Below are 17083 nucleotides of genomic sequence, written 5' to 3' on the forward strand. Positions count from 1 at the left end.
AGTTTCAAAAGGGAACGTAAGACTGCCTCACGTGACATTTGATGGCAGAGGAAGTTTCAAAAGGGAACGCAAGACTGCCTCACGTGACATTTGATGGCAGAGGAAGTTTCAAAAGGGAACGCAAGACTGCCTCACGTGACATTTGATGGCAGAGGAAGTTTCAAAAGGGAACGCAAGACCGCCTCACGTGACATTTGAAGCGAGAAATTGTTTCAAAAGGGAACGTAAGAGAGTCTCCCCTGTAAACTCGTTCCATTTAGGGCTATGTAATTCCTTTATAAACATTTATACGGTGTCCACATTAAGTTTTATATAAGAAAGAGGCTGAGCCTCGAAAGTCATTTCTCAATGATCTTTTGAGTCAGCCTCTCCAATGTTTACTTTAACCATTGATCAAAGAAAGCTCTATATCCTTTCTTCATCACTGAACTTGAAAAACTCTCAAGTGCATACTGTCTGTTCTCTAAGGAGACCTTCGTAGAGGACCCTACCGCCATATTTACTAATTCGAACCAATTTTTCTCATTACCCGAAAATGTATGACTGCAACTAATATGGTTATAACAAGGATGTTCAGGCTTAACAACAATTTTCCCCATTGCCAGTGCTTCTGTTAGGGGCATTGAAAATGTATCAAATTTAGAGCTATTCCAATAAACTTTTGCAGAATTCATAAGCTGAAAGATTTCGTTCTGAGATAAGGCAAACCTTAGCTTCACATTGTCAGGTATATGATACTTTTTCATACTTTCCTTGTACCGCTCACCGCCAAACACCATAAACACTTCTTTATCAGGATTTTGCCTAGCATATTCTAAGACAATATCAGGACGTCTATTTTCTTCATCTCTCCCAATCCAAAGAACTCTATTTTCAATTACTTGATTGGGATCAAAATGCTTTTCTGCTAAAATCTCATCGAAGCCAATAGGAATTACATTTACATCGGTGACACCGAACTTCGTATTTAATTCTTGTTTAAGAAATTCTGTTGAAACAACAGCCTTATCGACAATCTGATAGAATGGCTTCATCATCTCATACCCTGTCAAGGCTGGATCGGGGAAGCTATGTGGGAATAACACACTATTTTTAAGAAACATTTTCAAATATGTAAATCCAGAAACTGTATAGATGACATGGTCAATCTTTTGAGAATAAATTTTATCCAACACGATATCATAATTTACAAGATCGCCTTTTTCATGTTCATACCCTGGGAGCCAGTCATAACCACTAACATGTCGCTCAGGAGATATAAAAACAATCTCAACACCAAAATCTTTACTTATTTCTTTCAATCTCTCTGCAAAAACACGCGGTCCTTGTGCTTCAGCAAATTGAATTTTCCTCATGACTAAGCCTACTTTTTTCATTATATCCACCTTTTACAATTAGTCTTTCATTCGCACATTGATGTAAATTTACTTGATTTTTAAATTGAATTTCTCCTTCAAATCATTTACAAGTTTTTGATAATATTCGTCACTTACAAAATCCTTTGAGCCTCTCAATATCTCTAGTGCATAATGCTCTGGTGGTGCTAGTTCTTCTACTTTGTCGATGACTAAAAATGTCAAGACATTTTCATGTTTTTTACCAGCAATTTCAACGTCAAGAAAGGCAGGTCGATAAATACCGCTATAAACTCCCTCACGGAAAAATAAATAGTCTAATGCATCTTTGGTTATTTCATACACCTTACCTTCAACCCATTGTTCCGCTTCTACCATGTCTGCTCTACTACCATCATTGGAACGCCGCGCATAAGCGAGTCTGTAATTCTTAGCGATGCCACAGCCCCTAATTCTCGTAAAGAGATGGTCTACATTAGCTTTACGAAACCTCTCGTCATCCATACAAGAGCCGTAGGCAAAATAGAGGTGTTGATCTTGTTGGATGTATTGATGGCACTTCCAATCTCCGAAATCTATTCTGTTTAAATGAGCAGCCTTAGTATCGTCAAATATATATACATACGCATCAAAACGACCATGATCGGTATGGATCGTTTGAATGACACGGTCATAAAGATCTTCTTTTGGATTGCCAGTATACCCTTCTAACTCATCAAGCCTTCTCAGTTGGTCTTCTGATATCTCATAAACCTCTCCATACACCCGTTCCTCTTTGTCGGTAACCATTGCCGGATAGCCGTAAGTTGTGTCATACAATATCCCATTTGTCCACGCCTGTCTCGCAAGACACATAGCCTGTTTTAGTAATGAATGATTTACTTCATGTTGTCGTAAAGTTCCATAAACAAAAACACGATGTTTCTTCATGTCTATCGGGTTCCCCCCTTTTCATCGTAACCACTTTATCCTTCATCTATGATCCCAGCATGCCTGACAAACGGAGCAAGCTGGCGGTGAATATTTTCGATTGAATGGAAAGCATAAAATTCATGGGCTTTCATCCCGTTTACAAAAACCGCAATATATGGCACACTTTTAATTTTCCAATCCATCGCAAGCTTCCGGTTTATGTTAAGATTTATCGAGTAAATCGTTGTATCTTGATTTACTTCATTCCAACTCTCAATCATCTTTTTTGCTAATTTACATGTTCCGCATAACGGAGTATAACAAAAATAAATTTTTATATTTTGTTTCTTATTTAACAAATGCCATTCAACCATTTTTTCTGTTACTTCTACCATTTCTTTACCACTCCTCTACCTACCATTATAACGAAAGTAGAATTATGATGGAAATTTATCATACTGATTAGTGAAAGCAGTTCAAAATGTAGTAGTAGCAACGGTTTTCGGAATTCCCTCGGAATACACATGATCTAATCGCAACCAAAGTAAAAAGCTCAACTTCAATGTAGTTGAGCTTCTTCTAATTCTCTAACAAAGCAGCTAGTTTACTTGTTTTACCCGGCTAATTCCTGACTACATTCTGTAAACGCTCTGCCACAAGAGTGTTTCCTTTTTCAACAGCAAGTTCAAAAGGAGTTTTGCCACCCTGAACGATTAGATCAGGTTTTGCCTCGTAATCTAATAATAAATTGATAAGTTCAAGGTTGTTATCATGATAAGCAGCGCTGTGTAAGCAAGTGTGACCGTTACTATCAAAGATGGTTGTTTGCGCTCCGTTATCCAGTAATAGTTTAATAACTTCAATCTTTCGTTCTCCAGCAATCGCAGCATGTAAGGCTGTATTCGAAGGAATATAGGCGATCTTTGAATGCGAAACGGCATTTATCTCAGCACCGCGGTCGATGAGTAATTGAACTGCCTCTCTGTTGCCATAGTGAGCCGCAAAGCCTAATGGCGTTAAACCATCATTATTTTCGGTGTTCACTAAAGATGGTTGTAACTCTAACAGCTTTTTTATTTCTGAAACATTATTTAGTTTTGCAGCTTGAAAAAGAGAATTAATGAATCCATTCATGAACTATACCTCCACTATTATTACTTCTAGTAATATTCGAGTTTATCCATCAATTTCCTTTTTTCCTAAAAAAGTGAAGGACTTTTACCTTCACTAAACTAAATCTTTTAACGCTATCTCTAAGTTCGTGTATTGAAAGTTAAAACCGCTTTCTTCTAATTTCTTTGGAATACAGTTTCTCCCTGTTAATGCTAAACTAGGTTCCGTTTGTAAAAATAAATAGGCTCCTAACCAAACAAAAGGTGACGGTGCTGGAGGTGTCCAGCCTTTGCCCATGACTTTACGTAATGTACTCATAAATTCCTTATTTGTTACAGGCGTTGGACCCGTCGCATTATATATGCCTGAATAACTCTCATTTTCTATCGCAGTTAGAAACATTTGATTTAAATCATCGATATGAAGCCAACTAATATATTGTTTTCCTGAACCTACAGTTCCACCTAAATTCAATGAAACTAGTTTTTTCAACGGTTCAAGTGCACCACCATCTTTGCCTAAGGCAAACCCAATTCGAAGGAGTACTTGGCGTGTAGTATGTAAATCATCTTTAAAGAACTCCTCTTCCCAAAGCTTACAGACATCTACTGAGAACCCGGTTCCAATTGGAGATTTTTCATCACACAGGTCCTGAGTGTCGCCAAATATCGCCAATGAGCCTGCCTGAACAAACGCCTGAGGAGGCTGTTGACTTTGTTCAATCGCTTCTATCAATACTTTTACTGACTGAATTCTTGAAGAGATAATTTCTTCTCTATTTTTCTTGGTATAGATGCAGTTTACGCTTTTCCCAGTAAAATTCACTACAGCATAGCTACCATCAATCTCTTGAGCCCATTCACCTAAACTTTCCCCGTCCCATTGTAGATACGTAATATTGCCGTTAACTTTTGCTGAACCTCTAGTTAAAATAACGACTTCATAACCTTTTGCATCTAAGTAATCAGCAAGAGAGGCACCTAAAAACCCTGAACCGCCGGCTAACACCACTTTTTTACTCATGTAAAGTCACCCTTTCTTATACTATTTAAAAAAGCAGAACATGAAAAATGCATGTCCTGCTTTTTATTTTAGAAGCTAATGATCCGGTAACCAAGTAACAGTACTAACGCAAGTGCTCCTAGACAGTAAAACCAGAAGTGAGGTTTTAATGTACCTTTTTTTGTTCTAACAAGAATCATTTCCATAAAGTAAATTAACGCTATGGCAAGAACTCCCTTGATGATGTGAGTAAGTGGGAAGCCGATCATAACTAGCATTCCAACTCCAGTACCAATCATAATTACATAAAGAAGCCTTAAAACCATATGAGTGATTTTTGCACCTTTTGCTATATTCGCTCGATAAAGGAAGAACGAAACAAAAAACAATAGGACCAAAAGCATCCAAAAATACGCGTGTGGATGATATAAAGCAATATACGGCATATGTAAACCTCCAAAAAATTATTGTGACTTACCTATTATACCTTGAAAAGAACATATTTCCAAAATATTTGTCTTTTAAAGTTAAAACATGTCCAAAAAGAAAAACACGTACCGATGATGGTACGTGTTTTTCAAAAAGAACTGTTATTTTACACCTTCAGAAATTTCTCTGATCATTTCACTTACTGAAACTAGACCACCACCAGATAGGTACCAATAGTTAGGATCTAAATAAACAATCTTTCCATCTTGATAAGCTCTAGTTTTTTCGGTTAACTCATTCTCAATCGTTTGCTTAGCAGCTGACTCGCCACCCGCCACTACTGCCCCACGATCTACAACAAATAAATACTCAGGATCTTTTTCAAGTAGATATTCATAAGAAATATTCATACCGTGTGTAGAAACTTCAATCGTATCATCCACTGGAGTAAATCCAAATAAACCATGAAGGATACCAAATCTTGAACCAGGACCATAAGCACTAATGTTACCTTCATTAGCTAAAACGATTAGTACATTTTCAACCGAACTAGCTTTTTGATTTAGTTCAGCAATTGAAGCATCAATTTGAGCTAACTCTGCTTCAATGACATCTTCTCTATCAAAAATTTGACCTAAGATTGTCATATTGTTTTTAAACGATTCCATATAATTTGCGTTATCTACTGCCATGTACACTGTTGGAGCAAGTTTTGAAAACTCAGGATATAACTCTTGTTGTCTACCAGAGATGATGATTAAATTAGCACCTTCATTAGCAATTGCTTCAAAATCAGGTTCTTTCAAGCTTCCAGTGTTTACGTATTTTGCATCAGCAAATTTAGATAAGTATGGTGGGATGTTCGCTTGTGGTAAACCAAAAACCTCAACACCGATTTTGTCTAACGAATCGAGTACACCAAAGTCAAACACAACTACTTTTTCAGGATTTTTTGGTACAACAGTTTCACCTAATTGGTGTTTTACAGTAACTTCTGTTTCTACTTCTTCTTGTGCTTCAACTTCAACTGTTGATTCTGTTACAGGTTCAGTAGGCTCTACTGTAGTCGTTCCAGATGTTGCATCTTTAGTACCGCAAGCAGCTATCGTAATTACTAAAAGAAAAGCAACTAATGTAAAAAATATTTTTTTCATATTCTCTTCACCTCATTAAATTTTTCATTTAAATTATTTAAATGGTTGTACTGAAAAATGGATTTCTATTACAAGGCTGCGCATGATTACTTCATTTTTTAGGGGGAAACGAAGTTTAATTTGCAGCGTCTAGTAGCGCTTTTTACAGTACAAACATTGAAACAATGGGGCAATGAGAAGCTTTTAGACTATGAGTCTCACTGCCCGTAGAAATCTATGTAAAGTACACACAGATTTTATTTTGATTAATAGATTCAATTTGAATATCCATGTCATATATTTCTTTTAATACTTCTGTATTAATAATCTCTGGTGTAGTCCCTTCACGAACAACCTTCCCATCTTTCAAAGCAACAATATAATCTGAATAACAAGATGCAAAGTTAATATCATGAATTACAATAACAACAGTCTTTCCTAGTTCATCAACAAGCTTTCGCAACACTTGCATAATTTGAACAGAGTGCTTCATGTCGAGGTTATTTAAAGGCTCATCTAAGAGGACATACTCAGTATCTTGAGCTATAACCATAGCGATATAAGCTCTTTGCCTTTGACCACCACTCAGCTGATCAAGAAACTTATGTTGCATTTCTTCAAGCTCCATATAACGAATTGCCTCATCAACGTGCTTCCAATCTTCTTTTGTTAGATTTCCTTGGGAGTATGGAAACCGTCCAAACGAAACTAGTTCTCTAATCGTCAAACGTAGATTAATATTGTTTGATTGCTTTAGTATGGAAATCTTTTTTGCTAGGTCTCTACTTTTTGACTGACTTATTTCTTTTCCCTCAATAAATATTTCGCCGCTATCTCTTTGAATTAACCTACTAATCATCGAAATAACTGTACTCTTCCCTGCTCCGTTAGGGCCAATAAATGAAGTAATCGTCCCTTTTTTTATTTTGACCGTAACATCCTCGACGACGTTTTTTTGACCGTATTTCTTAAACAGTTTCTTTACTTCTACCATTATTTATTCCCCCTTAATAACAGGTAGATAAAGTATACTCCACCTACAAAATCAATAATGACACTGATCGTTGTTGAGAACGTAAACACTCGTTCAACTAATAGTTGCCCCCCAACAAGGGCTACAATGGCTATTAAGATTGAACCTAGAAAAAGATATTTATGTTGATAGGTTTTCATAAACTCATAAGCTACGTTAGCAACTAATAAACCTAAGAACGTAATCGGGCCTACCAATGCAGTTGCAACCGATACTAAAATAGCTATGACCACCAATAAACGTTTAACTACATAGTCATAATCGACGCCTAAGTTTACAGCTTCATCTCTCCCTAATGACAAGACATCTAAGTACTTCATAAATCTAAGGAAATATAAAGTTGTTGCTAGTAGAAGAATAATAGCCAATGTTATGATATCCGTATTAACATTGTTAAAGCTGGCAAACATACGATCTTGAACAATCATAAATTCATTTGGATCAATTAGTACTTGCATAAAGGTTGAGATACTTTGGAAAAACGTACCAACAATTAATCCAATTAATAATAGGAAATAAATGTTACGACCTTCTTTTTTAAAGAGAATTTTATAAAACACCCCTGCAAAGATGATCATTAAACTTACTGACAAGAGAAAATTCATATTTTTGTTCATGACAATGAAACTAGTAGAACCAAATACAAAAACGATAAAGGTTTGTAGTAATAGATAAAGAGAATCTAGACCAATAATACTTGGTGTTAAGATCCGGTTATTGGTAATCGTCTGAAACACGACTGTGGAAAAGGCAATAGCTGCTCCAGTAATAACGATCGCTAGGATCTTCATTCCTCTTCTTGGAACTATGTAGCCCCAGTTGTTTCCTATGTTTAAAAATATGAATAGTAAGATCAGAGCTATGGCCATAACTGCTAGTAGGCTAATTTTTGTCTTTTTATTCATAAGCCCTTCTCCTCAATAGTAGGTAAAGGAAAATTCCACTTCCTAAAACTCCTACTGTTAAACCAATTGGAATTTCATAAGGGTAGATAATAAGACGTCCTAATATATCACATAAAAGAACAAACACTGCCCCTAAAAGTGCTGTATGAGAAAGGTTCTTTTTCAGATTATCGCCATTATAGATACTAACAATATTCGGAATAATTAACCCTAAAAACGGGATCATTCCGACTGTCAGTAAAACCACTGAAGCTACTAGGGCAACAATAATTAAACCAAGATTCACGACTGCACGATAATTAAGTCCTAAGTTAACTGAAAACTCTTCTCCCATACCTGCTACCGTAAATCGATTCGCATAAAGATATGCGAGTATAACGAGCGGTATACTTATGTAAAGTAATTCATATCTACCACGAATAATTAACGAAAAGTTACCTTGCATCCATGACGACATATTTTGAATGAGATCATATCGATAAGCAAAGAATGTTGTAATTGAGCCAATGATATTTCCAAACATAATACCAACTAATGGAATAAAGATCGCATCTTTAAATTTTATTTTGTCTAATATTTTCATGAAAATAAAGGTTCCTGCTAAGGCAAAAACAAAAGCTACTAGCATCTTCTGGAACGGACTTGCTGATGCGAATAGTAGTAATGCTACTAAAACTCCTAATCTAGCAGAATCCATAGTACCTGCCGTCGTAGGTGAAACAAACTTATTTCTTGTTAACTGCTGCATAATAAGTCCACAAATGCTTAAGCTTACACCCGCAATAATAATGCTTATTAATCGAGGAAACCTACTTACAAATAGTAACTGTAATTGGTCTTCAGTTAGACGAAAAAGGTCTGAGGGATTTAACGACCCTACCCCAATAAAAAGCGAGATACAAGATAAAATGATTAAACTAATGAACAAATACCGTTTTTTCATTACGAACTCCCTGCTTGAATATTGTTGATAAAACAATTGAGAATGGTTATCGTTTACAATTATCATTATATCTAAGTGATAATGATTGTCAATAACAATTATAAAAATAATTGCATGAACAAGTATATTTTTCTCTAAATAATGTCTAGATTGTTGAATTATATCCACACTTTTTACGCATTACTTGTGCAGACAATTACTTTTCAGATGCAAAAAGAGCACTTGTATACGATACAAGTGCTCTTTTTTATGTACTTAAGTTTTGTGTAATTTGCTTTAACACACGGAGAAATTGCTCGAGTTCATCCTTATCAACTCCATGTGAAATCTGTTCAATTGTTTTTTGAGCTTGCTCAATTAGTCCAATCTGTAGTTTCTTCCCTTTAGCAGTTAAGAATATAAGATTTGTCCGTTTGTCGACAGGATGTTCGACTCTCATCACTAAATCATTTTTTTCTAAATTATTAATTAGTCGGGAGACACTTGGTTGATCTTTACCAGTAAGAGTAGCAAGTTTATTCTGCGTTAAACCATCTTCTTCCCATAGCCTTATTAAAATTGACCATTGTTCATGTGTAACCGGATAGCCATTATCTTTAAAATTTGAATTTAAACGGTTAATCACTAATCGCCCCGCGTCGACAATTTGAAATCCGATTGATTCTGCTAATTTATAATTTCGGTAATCCATCCTATTCTCCTATTCTTCCGCTAGAAAGTAACATACGATTTCTACTCCACAGTTTCTCAGAACATCTACTTTCTGAAAAGCCTCAATATACTAATAATGGTACCGTAATCATACTCTTATATCAAGTAGTACTCGGTTTAATCACATACTTAAGTTGCTATTTTTTCTATGCTCTCTCGACCTGTCTAGAGGTGAACAGACACCAACACCCTTTGTTGACTTAAAAAAGCACATCAGAAGTTTCATTTCGTGATGTGCTTTCTCTAAACTCATTCTTTTTTATTCGCCTGCTACAGCTAACCCTTTAATTTTTAGTGAAGGAGAACCGACATAACCACCCATCGGAAAACCAAATTCTAAATCACTTGCAATTGCCTCCACTTGTTCAAGCATTGTAAAGAAATTACCCGCGATCGTAATTTGGTTTACAGGCCGTTCAATTTTCCCACCTTTAACTAAATAACCGTTAGCAGCTAGAGAAAAATCCCCTGAAATAGAGTTAGCACCTGAGTGGAGCCCTTGAACATCTGTAATAATAAGCGCTTCCTCTTCTCGTTCAAGTAAATCTTCGTAGCTTAGCTCACCTGGCTTAATAAACATATTGGACGGGGCAACCATGATTGTCCCTTTATAAGAAGACTTTGTGGCATGACCAGTAGACTGAACGTTATCTTTTGTTGCTGTTTTCAAGTTATGAAGGTACGTCTTTAGGACACCATTTTCAACAATCTGTAAGCGTTGAGTGGCAACACCTTCACTATCGAAAGAACGACTCATAAAACCCTCTTTCAAAAATGGATCATCGATAATAGTCACAAGTGGATTAGCTATAACTGTATCAAGCTTATTTGCTAATCTAGATTTACCTTTGTGAACGTTGTCAGCTGAAAAGGCTTGTGTAAAAACCTGTAGCATAGATGCTGCTGCAGTGTTTTTTAATATAACTGGATATTCTTTACTAGCTATCGAGGTTGCACCTAATGTACTAAGAGCCTCTGTTACGATCTCCTTTGCTAAGGTAACTGGCTCAATCGTCGAAAAATCCCTGGTTAAGATTAACTTACCAGCCGTTTTTATGTCTTCCTTGTCTTTTACAACCACAGAAATATATGTGTAAATCACATTACCTTTTTCATACTTTTCTAGCCCTTTTGTATTGGCTATCAGCTTCTCCGTGTCATGCGACTCTAGTAAACAATAATTGACACTTGCCACTTTATCACTTAACGCAAAGCATTCCGCTTCGATTTGTTTTAAAAGATCTATTTTTTCTTCTGTAGATACAGAGGCTAGCTCTTTTGAATATAAGTTTATGTCTTCGTATTGTTCAGAACCGCCAAAGATAACCTCAGATTCTTCGCTATCAATGATAGTTACGTTTTCTTTAGCTTCTTCTAGTAAAAAAAGAATCGCACCCTCATCAATTTTTTCGGTATAGCTGTAACCCATTTGACCATTAAATATGCCTCGAAAAGAAACGCCACCTTCAACAGCAAGATTATAGCTATCAATTTCGCCTTTAAACACTTTTGTACTAAATTTTCCATTGCTTTGATAATACAATTCCATATCTGAAAATCCGAACTCTTCGCCTTTTGCAAAAAGACTTTCTTTAAATATAAGTAGATCCATCACTTATTTCCCCTTTCGTCCGCCGACAGTAATTTCGCTAACACGGATCATTGGTTGACCAACATTGGCAGGGATTGAACCACTCACAGAACCACACATTCCCTGACCATGTGCTAAGTTATCTCCAACCATATCGACCTTCTGTAACGTCTTAGGCCCATTCCCAATTAGAGTTGCCCCACGAACTGGTTCAGCGATCTTACCATTTCGAACAATGTACCCTTCGTTAATTGCGAAGTTGTAATCTCCAGTAGCGGGATTGACCGAGCCACCGCCCATGTACTTGGCGTATATACCAAACTCAGTATTTGCAATAATTTCTTCTGGAGTTGATTTCCCCGGTGCGATAAACGTATTGGTCATTCTTGAGGTTGGTGCATACTTATAAGACTCTCTTCGACTAGACCCTGTCGATTCTGACCCCATACGTCTTGCACCTAATTTATCAATCAAGTAACCTTTCAAAATTCCATTTTCAATAAGGACATTTTTCCTTGTTGCTTCTCCTTCATCATCAACATTAGCTGAACCCCATTCGTTTGCTAGTGTACCATCGTCTATGTAAGAGACGATCTCTGGGGCAACCTGCTCACCCACTTGATCAGCAAACACTGAATTTTTCTTGGCAACAGATGTAGCTTCTAAGCCGTGTCCACAAGCTTCGTGAAAAATAACGCCTCCAAATTCATTATCAATAATGACTGGGAACTTACCGCTTGGGCATTCCTCAGCGTTAAGCATGGTAACAGCAATTCTTGATGCTTCTGTAGCATAGTGATGAAGATTCATTGTTTCTAGCAGCTCAAATCCTTTATGTGCACCAGGCAAGTAGGATCCGGTTTGCATCTCATTCCCTCTTGATGCGACTGACTGAATCGCAAGTCGTGTTCTAATTCGTTCATCCTCCACGAACCGTCCTTCAGAGTTGGCAATCAACACTCGTTGCTGCTCATCCTTATACCCTACAGATACTTGAGAGATTAATTCATGATAATCCTTAGCAATATCGTAAACTTCCCTCATCACATCTACTTTCTTACTTTTTGGTACTTCCCTTGGCGTATGTATAATAGGGTGTTGATTTGTTATCGCTTGTCTCGTTAAATTGAGCGTTAGATTGATTGGACTCCCTTTAATCGCTTGAGCTGCTTCAAGAGCAACTGCGATCAGTTTATCTCTGTCATGCTCATTAGTATAAGCATAGACACTATTTAGCCCTTGAAAAATACGAATTCCAATGCCATAATCTCTTCCTGAAATACTAGTTTCTATTTTCCCACCTACTAAGGCAATATTCGTATTAAACTTATCCTCAACGAATATTTCCGCAAAATCGCCACCTGTACTTAAAGCAGCCGTAATTAAATCTTCAATCAATGATTGTTGAAGCATTGCTTTCCCTCCTTGTATTCGTTCTTTTTTCTAGGTGCCTGGCACCATTCGTGGACATTTTTTAGTAATTTTCCACGCTGAATGGACACCTATTTTAAACTATGAGACTAGCTCTCTTTTTAGAATATACGAAAAGACAGATAAATTAAACTATTTAGACTACAAAAATAATATTTTTGAAACGAGCATAAAAACATTTCAAATCTTCCTAAACCTACTGTATAATATTTCGTATTACGAAAAGTAATCGCACGTAAAGGGGCCTTTTATATGAAGAATGTTCAATTTCTCCGCTTACTTGAATCAACGTTGGTTGGTTATTTAGGGGGATATGTCTTTACATTAATCAACTTTCCACTCCCATGGGTATTAGGGGCGTTAACTTTTATCTTACTTTGGCAAGGTCTTACAAAGAGGCAAGCCTATTGGCCAAATCCAGTTAAACAAGGTGGCTTTTTAATTCTCGGTATCTACTTTGGATTATATTTTACGACCCAAACATTTCTAACAATCGGACCTTATGTGCTTCCTTATATTTTCATGACTTGTGTGTTGATTTTTGCAAGTATTCTAATCGCTACGATCGTAACAAAATGGATCCAAGTAGATAAAATTACGAGTGTGTTCGGTTCAATTCCAGGCGGCTTATCTGAGATGGTTCTCGCTAGTGAAGCGTTAAATGCTAAAACGTCATATGTGGTCATTTTTCAGACCGTTCGTTTACTTACCGTTTTGTTTACGGTACCTGCGATGATTATGTATTTCTTCAGTGGAGGTGAAAGGCAATCAACTAGCATATTTGGTTCAGAAGCTATCCAATTTGAAGGCTTTGGATACTTATGGTATGTAATTCCGATCATTGTCGGTGTCCTCGTTCGTAATCGTATACCAGCTGGAATTGTTGTTGCACCTCTAGCGGTCACTGCTGCTATGAACATTAGCCCGATCGACTTGGCCACTATTCCACCATTTATTTTGCTTTCGGCACAAGTTGCCGTCGGAATTGGATTAGGGAAAAATATTTCATTTGAGGATTTAAAACTAGGCGGAAAGTATTGTGTTGTGTATTTTGGCGTTTCTCTAGCGATCATTACAGTTTCATTTGGGTTAGGCATCCTACTTTCTGCCCTCACAACATTAGATTTAGCTACAGCTATTTTAAGTATTGCTCCAGGAGGTCTTATTGAGATGGTTTTAACGGCCTCTTCAGTCGGTGGTGATCCCGCTGTCGTCAGTGCCCTTCAGCTCATTCGTATTCTAGTCATTATCATATTCGTTCCTAGCTTTTTAAAATGGTATTTTAGGAAGGATGTTCAAAGGGAAGCGGCATAACAAATAAAGGCTTAATGATCCAATACAAGATCTTAAGCCTTTAATGATAAAACTGACTTTAAAATTTTTATTAGTATACTACTAACCTATTTTTACTCTTTTCAACTCCACCGACTCACTCGAATATCTTTTGAGTAGCTGCCCAAATAAAGACGCTAACAACTGCTGAATAAGCATGCAAGAAATTACCGGGATTGCCACTGGTGCTGGAAAAAATGTAATGGCAACTACTGCACCAGCACTAATATTTCTCATCCCGCTATTGAAGGTAAGTGCGACAATGTCTTCATACCCCCATCTGAAGATATATTTGGCAGTCAAGCCGCCGATGACAAGCCTACAAAAGCTAGCAACGTAACAGTTATAATTATACCAACTAACTTCCAACTTACGTCTGCTAAAAAGGGAGCCACAGCCGCACTATTAATCGCAACAACTATACCTAAACAAATCTTTGTAATAGGGGCTAGTTTTGGACTCACCGTTGTTTTAACCTTCCCTTTTGTCAACTGATTTAAGACCATTCCTAGTAATGACGGGAGAACGATCATCCAAAACAATCCACTCATCATTCCCCATTGATCAATCTCTACGTTTGACCCAACCAGTAATTTTAAACTATAGGTAATTAATAAGGGCGATAGCATCGTATTTACTAGAATAATAGACAATGTTAACGCAATATTCCCCTTATAAATGGAAACCCAAATCAAACTCATAATTCCAGTTGGGATTACAAACGCCAACACGATACCTGTGATCGTATAACTATCTCCGGAGAAAAGTAGATTTCCAGTCCCGAGCGCAAGTAATGGCATGATTAGGTGGAGAATGGCTAAACAGATTAATATACGTTTTGGATGAAGGATGACTCGTTTAAGGTCTGAAAAGTTTGAATTTAAACTTCCTGAAAAAGTCATAAAGGCAAAAATCCATGGAACTAAATACGTAAGAGGAGCTAGCATAGCAAAGAGAACAATACCTACCAAAACACTTGTGGGTGTAATCAACGGCATCAATTTTTCTAACAAACGGTTAAATTTCGCTAACATCTCTTTTCTATACCTCTTTTTTTATAGTTTCTATCATCATATAAGAAATTTGATGTAATGAAAACTATTTCGGGTACAAAAACAAAAAATACTGGTATATGATATACCAGTATTAATGAAAAAATATTAATGGTACATGTTATTTAAATATGTTGATGCCGTATTTTGTGCCATTTGAACCTGTTTTTGAGCTTGCTGCACCTGAAATTGACACTGTTTTACTTTGTCCTGAGCTTTGTGAAGCTGGTAAAGTGCTTGTTCAAGTTGTTGAGTTTCATTTAGTAACGTTAGTTGAGCTGAATGTACAGCTTGTTGCGCTTGCTGTAGTTCAATGGGCATTTGCATTGATTGATTTTGTTGATTTGACATGTTTTGTTGATTCGATTGGTTAGGCTGGAATGTAGCTGGTTGTGCACCCATCCCTATTGTTGGTGATGTTTTCACTTCAGTCTCAAATAACATTCCACTCATCTCGACTAGATCTGACTGGCTCATTATTTTTTCTTGGTTATTTTTTATCGTATTTGCATTTGATTGATTTTGTTGAAACGCTTGCTCTAATTCTCGCTGTTTTTCCTGATGATCTTTTGGTTTCATCATTATACCTCCAAGGATAAGTTGGTTTATGTCACCTACTATATAAGTTGCACCAAAAATAAGTTTCTATGCTTCTTGATTATTCCCATAAAAAAAGTGGTATGTAATTAGAAAATTTGATGAAAAATATCCTTGGGATTTTTCCCGTAAACAGTACTCATGGAGGTAGGTATAACATGAATTTTGCAGCACACGAACTTTTAGAAACATCAGAAGCATTACGCACCAAAGCAGCAGAAATTGAGCAACACGGTGTTTTCGTAAACCAATGTAATGATCAGACGTTAAAAAACATCTTAACAAAACATCAACACCAAATGATGAATTTATATCAACAAGGTATAAACATGATGACAGGAAAAGGTGTTGAAGTAACACATCAAGCCCCTAATTTTAACGCACATCAAATTACGATGGGTATACAAAACCAAACAACAATGTCTGCGCCTAGCGCCAATACTCAATCTCTTTCCGATCAAACTATTGCTACATTAGCTTTATGTACTCATAAGTCAGGTTCGATGATGGGGATGCAATGGGCAAACGAATGTGTTGATCCACAACTTCGAATGTATCATGTAAATTGCGCTAATATGTGCCAGGAAATGTCCTATGAAATTTGGACTTGGATGAACCACAACGGTTACTACCAACCTCCGACATTTAGCCAAACTCAAGTATCACAAATGACAGGAATGTTCCAACCAGTAACTAATATGCAACCAACTATGATGAATAATTACGGGATAAATAACATCCAATAATACGAACTAACTAATGGTAGGGCAAACTATTTGTCCTACCATAATTTTTATCGTTATCTTTTGCCATGATAAATGATATTGCTCATCATCTCTGCATTTGGATAACCTACTTCTTTATAAAGTTCAATTACGCGTTCCTTATCATAAGTTACTCGTTCAATCGAGGTTTTGATATTCCCCGCATTACACTCAACAATAGCATACGATGCTTTAGAAAGGCCATCAAAGGGCAAACCAACACTACCAGTATTTATAACGATTTTCCCTTTTAAAAATCGAATATACGGAACATGAATGTGACCGTAAATATAAACTTGCGCTTCAGTGGTCATTAAGCTTTTTTCAATGATTTCATCTTCCTCGTTTGGGAGAATAATATCAAATAAGCTATCTGGAGTAGCATGAAAGACACTTACTTTAACTTTTTCTAAATCTAACTGTATTGAGTGAGGTAAACCTTGGAGATAGTCTGTGTCACTTGGTTCTAATTGGGTAAATGCCCAAGCGCGTTCTTTGTTCATCAACTCCAAGACATCTTCAGGTACTTCTCCACTTTTTACTCCTCGAACAATCCACTCATCTGCATTTCCTTTAACTACCTCCGTCTGTAATGAACGGACTAATTCAAGTGATTTCTTTGGTTCAGGTCCGCGATAACATATGTCACCTAAGACAATAATCTTATCTACTTCTTGTTTTTTTATATGTTCTAAAACTGCTTCTAGAGCTACTGCATTACCATGAATATCTGAAATAAATGCATATTTCATATAGATAGGTCACCTCTTATAAAAGTAT

General features: G+C 36.6%; 17 protein-coding genes and 1 pseudogene. 2 read left to right on the forward strand and 16 right to left on the reverse strand.

The genetic code is table 11. The annotated features are described in order from the left end of the window. Positions 1-377 precede the first annotated feature (377 nt). From DS745_RS15255 to DS745_RS15315, 13 genes are all read right to left on the reverse strand, one after another. On the reverse strand, positions 378-1376 hold the full coding sequence (locus DS745_RS15255; RefSeq protein ID WP_129079107.1) for a glycosyltransferase: 999 nt from the start codon (positions 1374-1376) through the stop codon (positions 378-380). Between the two features lie 48 nt (positions 1377-1424). Next, positions 1425-2285 (reverse strand): gamma-glutamylcyclotransferase family protein, encoded by an 861-nt coding sequence (locus DS745_RS15260; RefSeq protein WP_129079108.1) that lies wholly within the window; start codon positions 2283-2285, stop codon positions 1425-1427. 35 nt (positions 2286-2320) lie between these two features. After that, positions 2321-2662 (reverse strand): thioredoxin family protein, encoded by a 342-nt coding sequence (locus tag DS745_RS15265; protein ID WP_129079109.1) that lies wholly within the window; start codon positions 2660-2662, stop codon positions 2321-2323. A 226-nt stretch (positions 2663-2888) separates the two neighbouring features. After that, on the reverse strand, positions 2889-3401 hold the full coding sequence (locus tag DS745_RS15270; RefSeq protein ID WP_129079110.1) for an ankyrin repeat domain-containing protein: 513 nt from the start codon (positions 3399-3401) through the stop codon (positions 2889-2891). A gap of 93 nt (positions 3402-3494) precedes the next feature. Continuing rightward, entirely contained in the window at positions 3495-4403 is a 909-nt protein-coding gene (locus DS745_RS15275; protein WP_129079111.1) for a TIGR01777 family oxidoreductase, read from the reverse strand. 68 nt (positions 4404-4471) lie between these two features. Next, on the reverse strand, positions 4472-4828 hold the full coding sequence (locus DS745_RS15280; RefSeq protein WP_129079112.1) for a YisL family protein: 357 nt from the start codon (positions 4826-4828) through the stop codon (positions 4472-4474). Positions 4829-4972: 144 nt separating this feature from the next. Next, positions 4973-5965 (reverse strand): siderophore ABC transporter substrate-binding protein, encoded by a 993-nt coding sequence (locus DS745_RS15285; protein ID WP_129079113.1) that lies wholly within the window; start codon positions 5963-5965, stop codon positions 4973-4975. A 214-nt stretch (positions 5966-6179) separates the two neighbouring features. Beyond that, positions 6180-6938, reverse strand: a complete 759-nt coding sequence (locus DS745_RS15290) for an iron ABC transporter ATP-binding protein (protein WP_129079114.1) — start codon at positions 6936-6938, stop codon at positions 6180-6182. After that, entirely contained in the window at positions 6938-7882 is a 945-nt protein-coding gene (locus tag DS745_RS15295) for an iron chelate uptake ABC transporter family permease subunit (RefSeq protein WP_129079115.1), read from the reverse strand. Before DS745_RS15295 ends, DS745_RS15290 begins: the two co-directional genes overlap by 1 nt. Continuing rightward, positions 7875-8825 carry an ABC transporter permease gene (locus tag DS745_RS15300; protein ID WP_129079116.1) on the reverse strand — a complete coding sequence of 317 codons (951 nt, stop codon included), beginning with the start codon at positions 8823-8825 and terminating at the stop codon, positions 7875-7877. The genes DS745_RS15295 and DS745_RS15300 overlap by 8 nt, the downstream gene beginning before the upstream one ends. A gap of 247 nt (positions 8826-9072) precedes the next feature. Beyond that, on the reverse strand, positions 9073-9516 hold the full coding sequence (locus tag DS745_RS15305; RefSeq protein WP_129079117.1) for a MarR family winged helix-turn-helix transcriptional regulator: 444 nt from the start codon (positions 9514-9516) through the stop codon (positions 9073-9075). Positions 9517-9795: 279 nt separating this feature from the next. After that, positions 9796-11148 carry a TldD/PmbA family protein gene (locus DS745_RS15310; protein ID WP_129079118.1) on the reverse strand — a complete coding sequence of 451 codons (1353 nt, stop codon included), beginning with the start codon at positions 11146-11148 and terminating at the stop codon, positions 9796-9798. Positions 11149-11151: 3 nt separating this feature from the next. Then, positions 11152-12540 carry a TldD/PmbA family protein gene (locus tag DS745_RS15315; RefSeq protein ID WP_129079119.1) on the reverse strand — a complete coding sequence of 463 codons (1389 nt, stop codon included), beginning with the start codon at positions 12538-12540 and terminating at the stop codon, positions 11152-11154. Positions 12541-12810: 270 nt separating this feature from the next. On the opposite strand from DS745_RS15315, the gene DS745_RS15320 reads away from it, so the two are divergent. Further along, positions 12811-13872 (forward strand): AbrB family transcriptional regulator, encoded by a 1062-nt coding sequence (locus tag DS745_RS15320; RefSeq protein WP_129079120.1) that lies wholly within the window; start codon positions 12811-12813, stop codon positions 13870-13872. Between the two features lie 81 nt (positions 13873-13953). Here the strand turns inward: DS745_RS15320 and DS745_RS15325 are convergent. Both DS745_RS15325 and DS745_RS15330 read right to left on the reverse strand, forming a co-directional pair. Then, a pseudogene (locus DS745_RS15325) lies at positions 13954-14924 on the reverse strand (bile acid:sodium symporter family protein). A gap of 126 nt (positions 14925-15050) precedes the next feature. Next, a complete protein-coding gene (locus DS745_RS15330; RefSeq protein ID WP_129079121.1) occupies positions 15051-15524 on the reverse strand; it encodes a hypothetical protein in 474 nt (157 codons plus the stop codon). Between the two features lie 173 nt (positions 15525-15697). Between DS745_RS15330 and DS745_RS15335 the strand changes: the two genes are divergently transcribed. Then, the gene (locus DS745_RS15335; protein WP_161568279.1) at positions 15698-16285 is read left to right on the forward strand and encodes a spore coat protein; all 588 of its coding nucleotides are present in this window, start codon (positions 15698-15700) and stop codon (positions 16283-16285) included. A gap of 53 nt (positions 16286-16338) precedes the next feature. On the opposite strand, the gene DS745_RS15340 is transcribed toward DS745_RS15335, so the two are convergent. Then, positions 16339-17055: a metallophosphoesterase family protein gene (locus DS745_RS15340; RefSeq protein WP_129079123.1), complete on the reverse strand. Its 717-nt coding sequence runs from the start codon at positions 17053-17055 to the stop codon at positions 16339-16341. Positions 17056-17083 lie beyond the last annotated feature (28 nt).

This window comes from Anaerobacillus alkaliphilus, from assembly GCF_004116265.1.
Taxonomy (GTDB): Bacteria; Bacillota; Bacilli; order Bacillales; family Anaerobacillaceae; genus Anaerobacillus; species Anaerobacillus alkaliphilus.

Excerpts from the sequence above, each read along its gene's own strand:
- DS745_RS15285 (WP_129079113.1), bottom strand. The coding sequence starts at position 5,965 with ATGAAAAAAATATTTTTTACATTAGTTGCTTTTCTTTTAGTAATTACG.
- DS745_RS15305 (WP_129079117.1), bottom strand. The coding sequence starts at position 9,516 with ATGGATTACCGAAATTATAAATTAGCAGAATCAATCGGATTTCAAATT.
- DS745_RS15270 (WP_129079110.1), bottom strand. The coding sequence starts at position 3,401 with ATGAATGGATTCATTAATTCTCTTTTTCAAGCTGCAAAACTAAATAAT.
- DS745_RS15275 (WP_129079111.1), bottom strand. The coding sequence starts at position 4,403 with ATGAGTAAAAAAGTGGTGTTAGCCGGCGGTTCAGGGTTTTTAGGTGCC.
- DS745_RS15280 (WP_129079112.1), bottom strand. The coding sequence starts at position 4,828 with ATGCCGTATATTGCTTTATATCATCCACACGCGTATTTTTGGATGCTT.
- DS745_RS15335 (WP_161568279.1), top strand. The coding sequence starts at position 15,698 with ATGAATTTTGCAGCACACGAACTTTTAGAAACATCAGAAGCATTACGC.
- DS745_RS15340 (WP_129079123.1), bottom strand. The coding sequence starts at position 17,055 with ATGAAATATGCATTTATTTCAGATATTCATGGTAATGCAGTAGCTCTA.
- DS745_RS15260 (WP_129079108.1), bottom strand. The coding sequence starts at position 2,285 with ATGAAGAAACATCGTGTTTTTGTTTATGGAACTTTACGACAACATGAA.
- DS745_RS15310 (WP_129079118.1), bottom strand. The coding sequence starts at position 11,148 with ATGGATCTACTTATATTTAAAGAAAGTCTTTTTGCAAAAGGCGAAGAG.
- DS745_RS15320 (WP_129079120.1), top strand. The coding sequence starts at position 12,811 with ATGAAGAATGTTCAATTTCTCCGCTTACTTGAATCAACGTTGGTTGGT.
- DS745_RS15290 (WP_129079114.1), bottom strand. The coding sequence starts at position 6,938 with ATGGTAGAAGTAAAGAAACTGTTTAAGAAATACGGTCAAAAAAACGTC.
- DS745_RS15255 (WP_129079107.1), bottom strand. The coding sequence starts at position 1,376 with ATGAAAAAAGTAGGCTTAGTCATGAGGAAAATTCAATTTGCTGAAGCA.
- DS745_RS15315 (WP_129079119.1), bottom strand. The coding sequence starts at position 12,540 with ATGCTTCAACAATCATTGATTGAAGATTTAATTACGGCTGCTTTAAGT.
- DS745_RS15330 (WP_129079121.1), bottom strand. The coding sequence starts at position 15,524 with ATGATGAAACCAAAAGATCATCAGGAAAAACAGCGAGAATTAGAGCAA.
- DS745_RS15265 (WP_129079109.1), bottom strand. The coding sequence starts at position 2,662 with ATGGTAGAAGTAACAGAAAAAATGGTTGAATGGCATTTGTTAAATAAG.
- DS745_RS15295 (WP_129079115.1), bottom strand. The coding sequence starts at position 7,882 with ATGAATAAAAAGACAAAAATTAGCCTACTAGCAGTTATGGCCATAGCT.
- DS745_RS15300 (WP_129079116.1), bottom strand. The coding sequence starts at position 8,825 with ATGAAAAAACGGTATTTGTTCATTAGTTTAATCATTTTATCTTGTATC.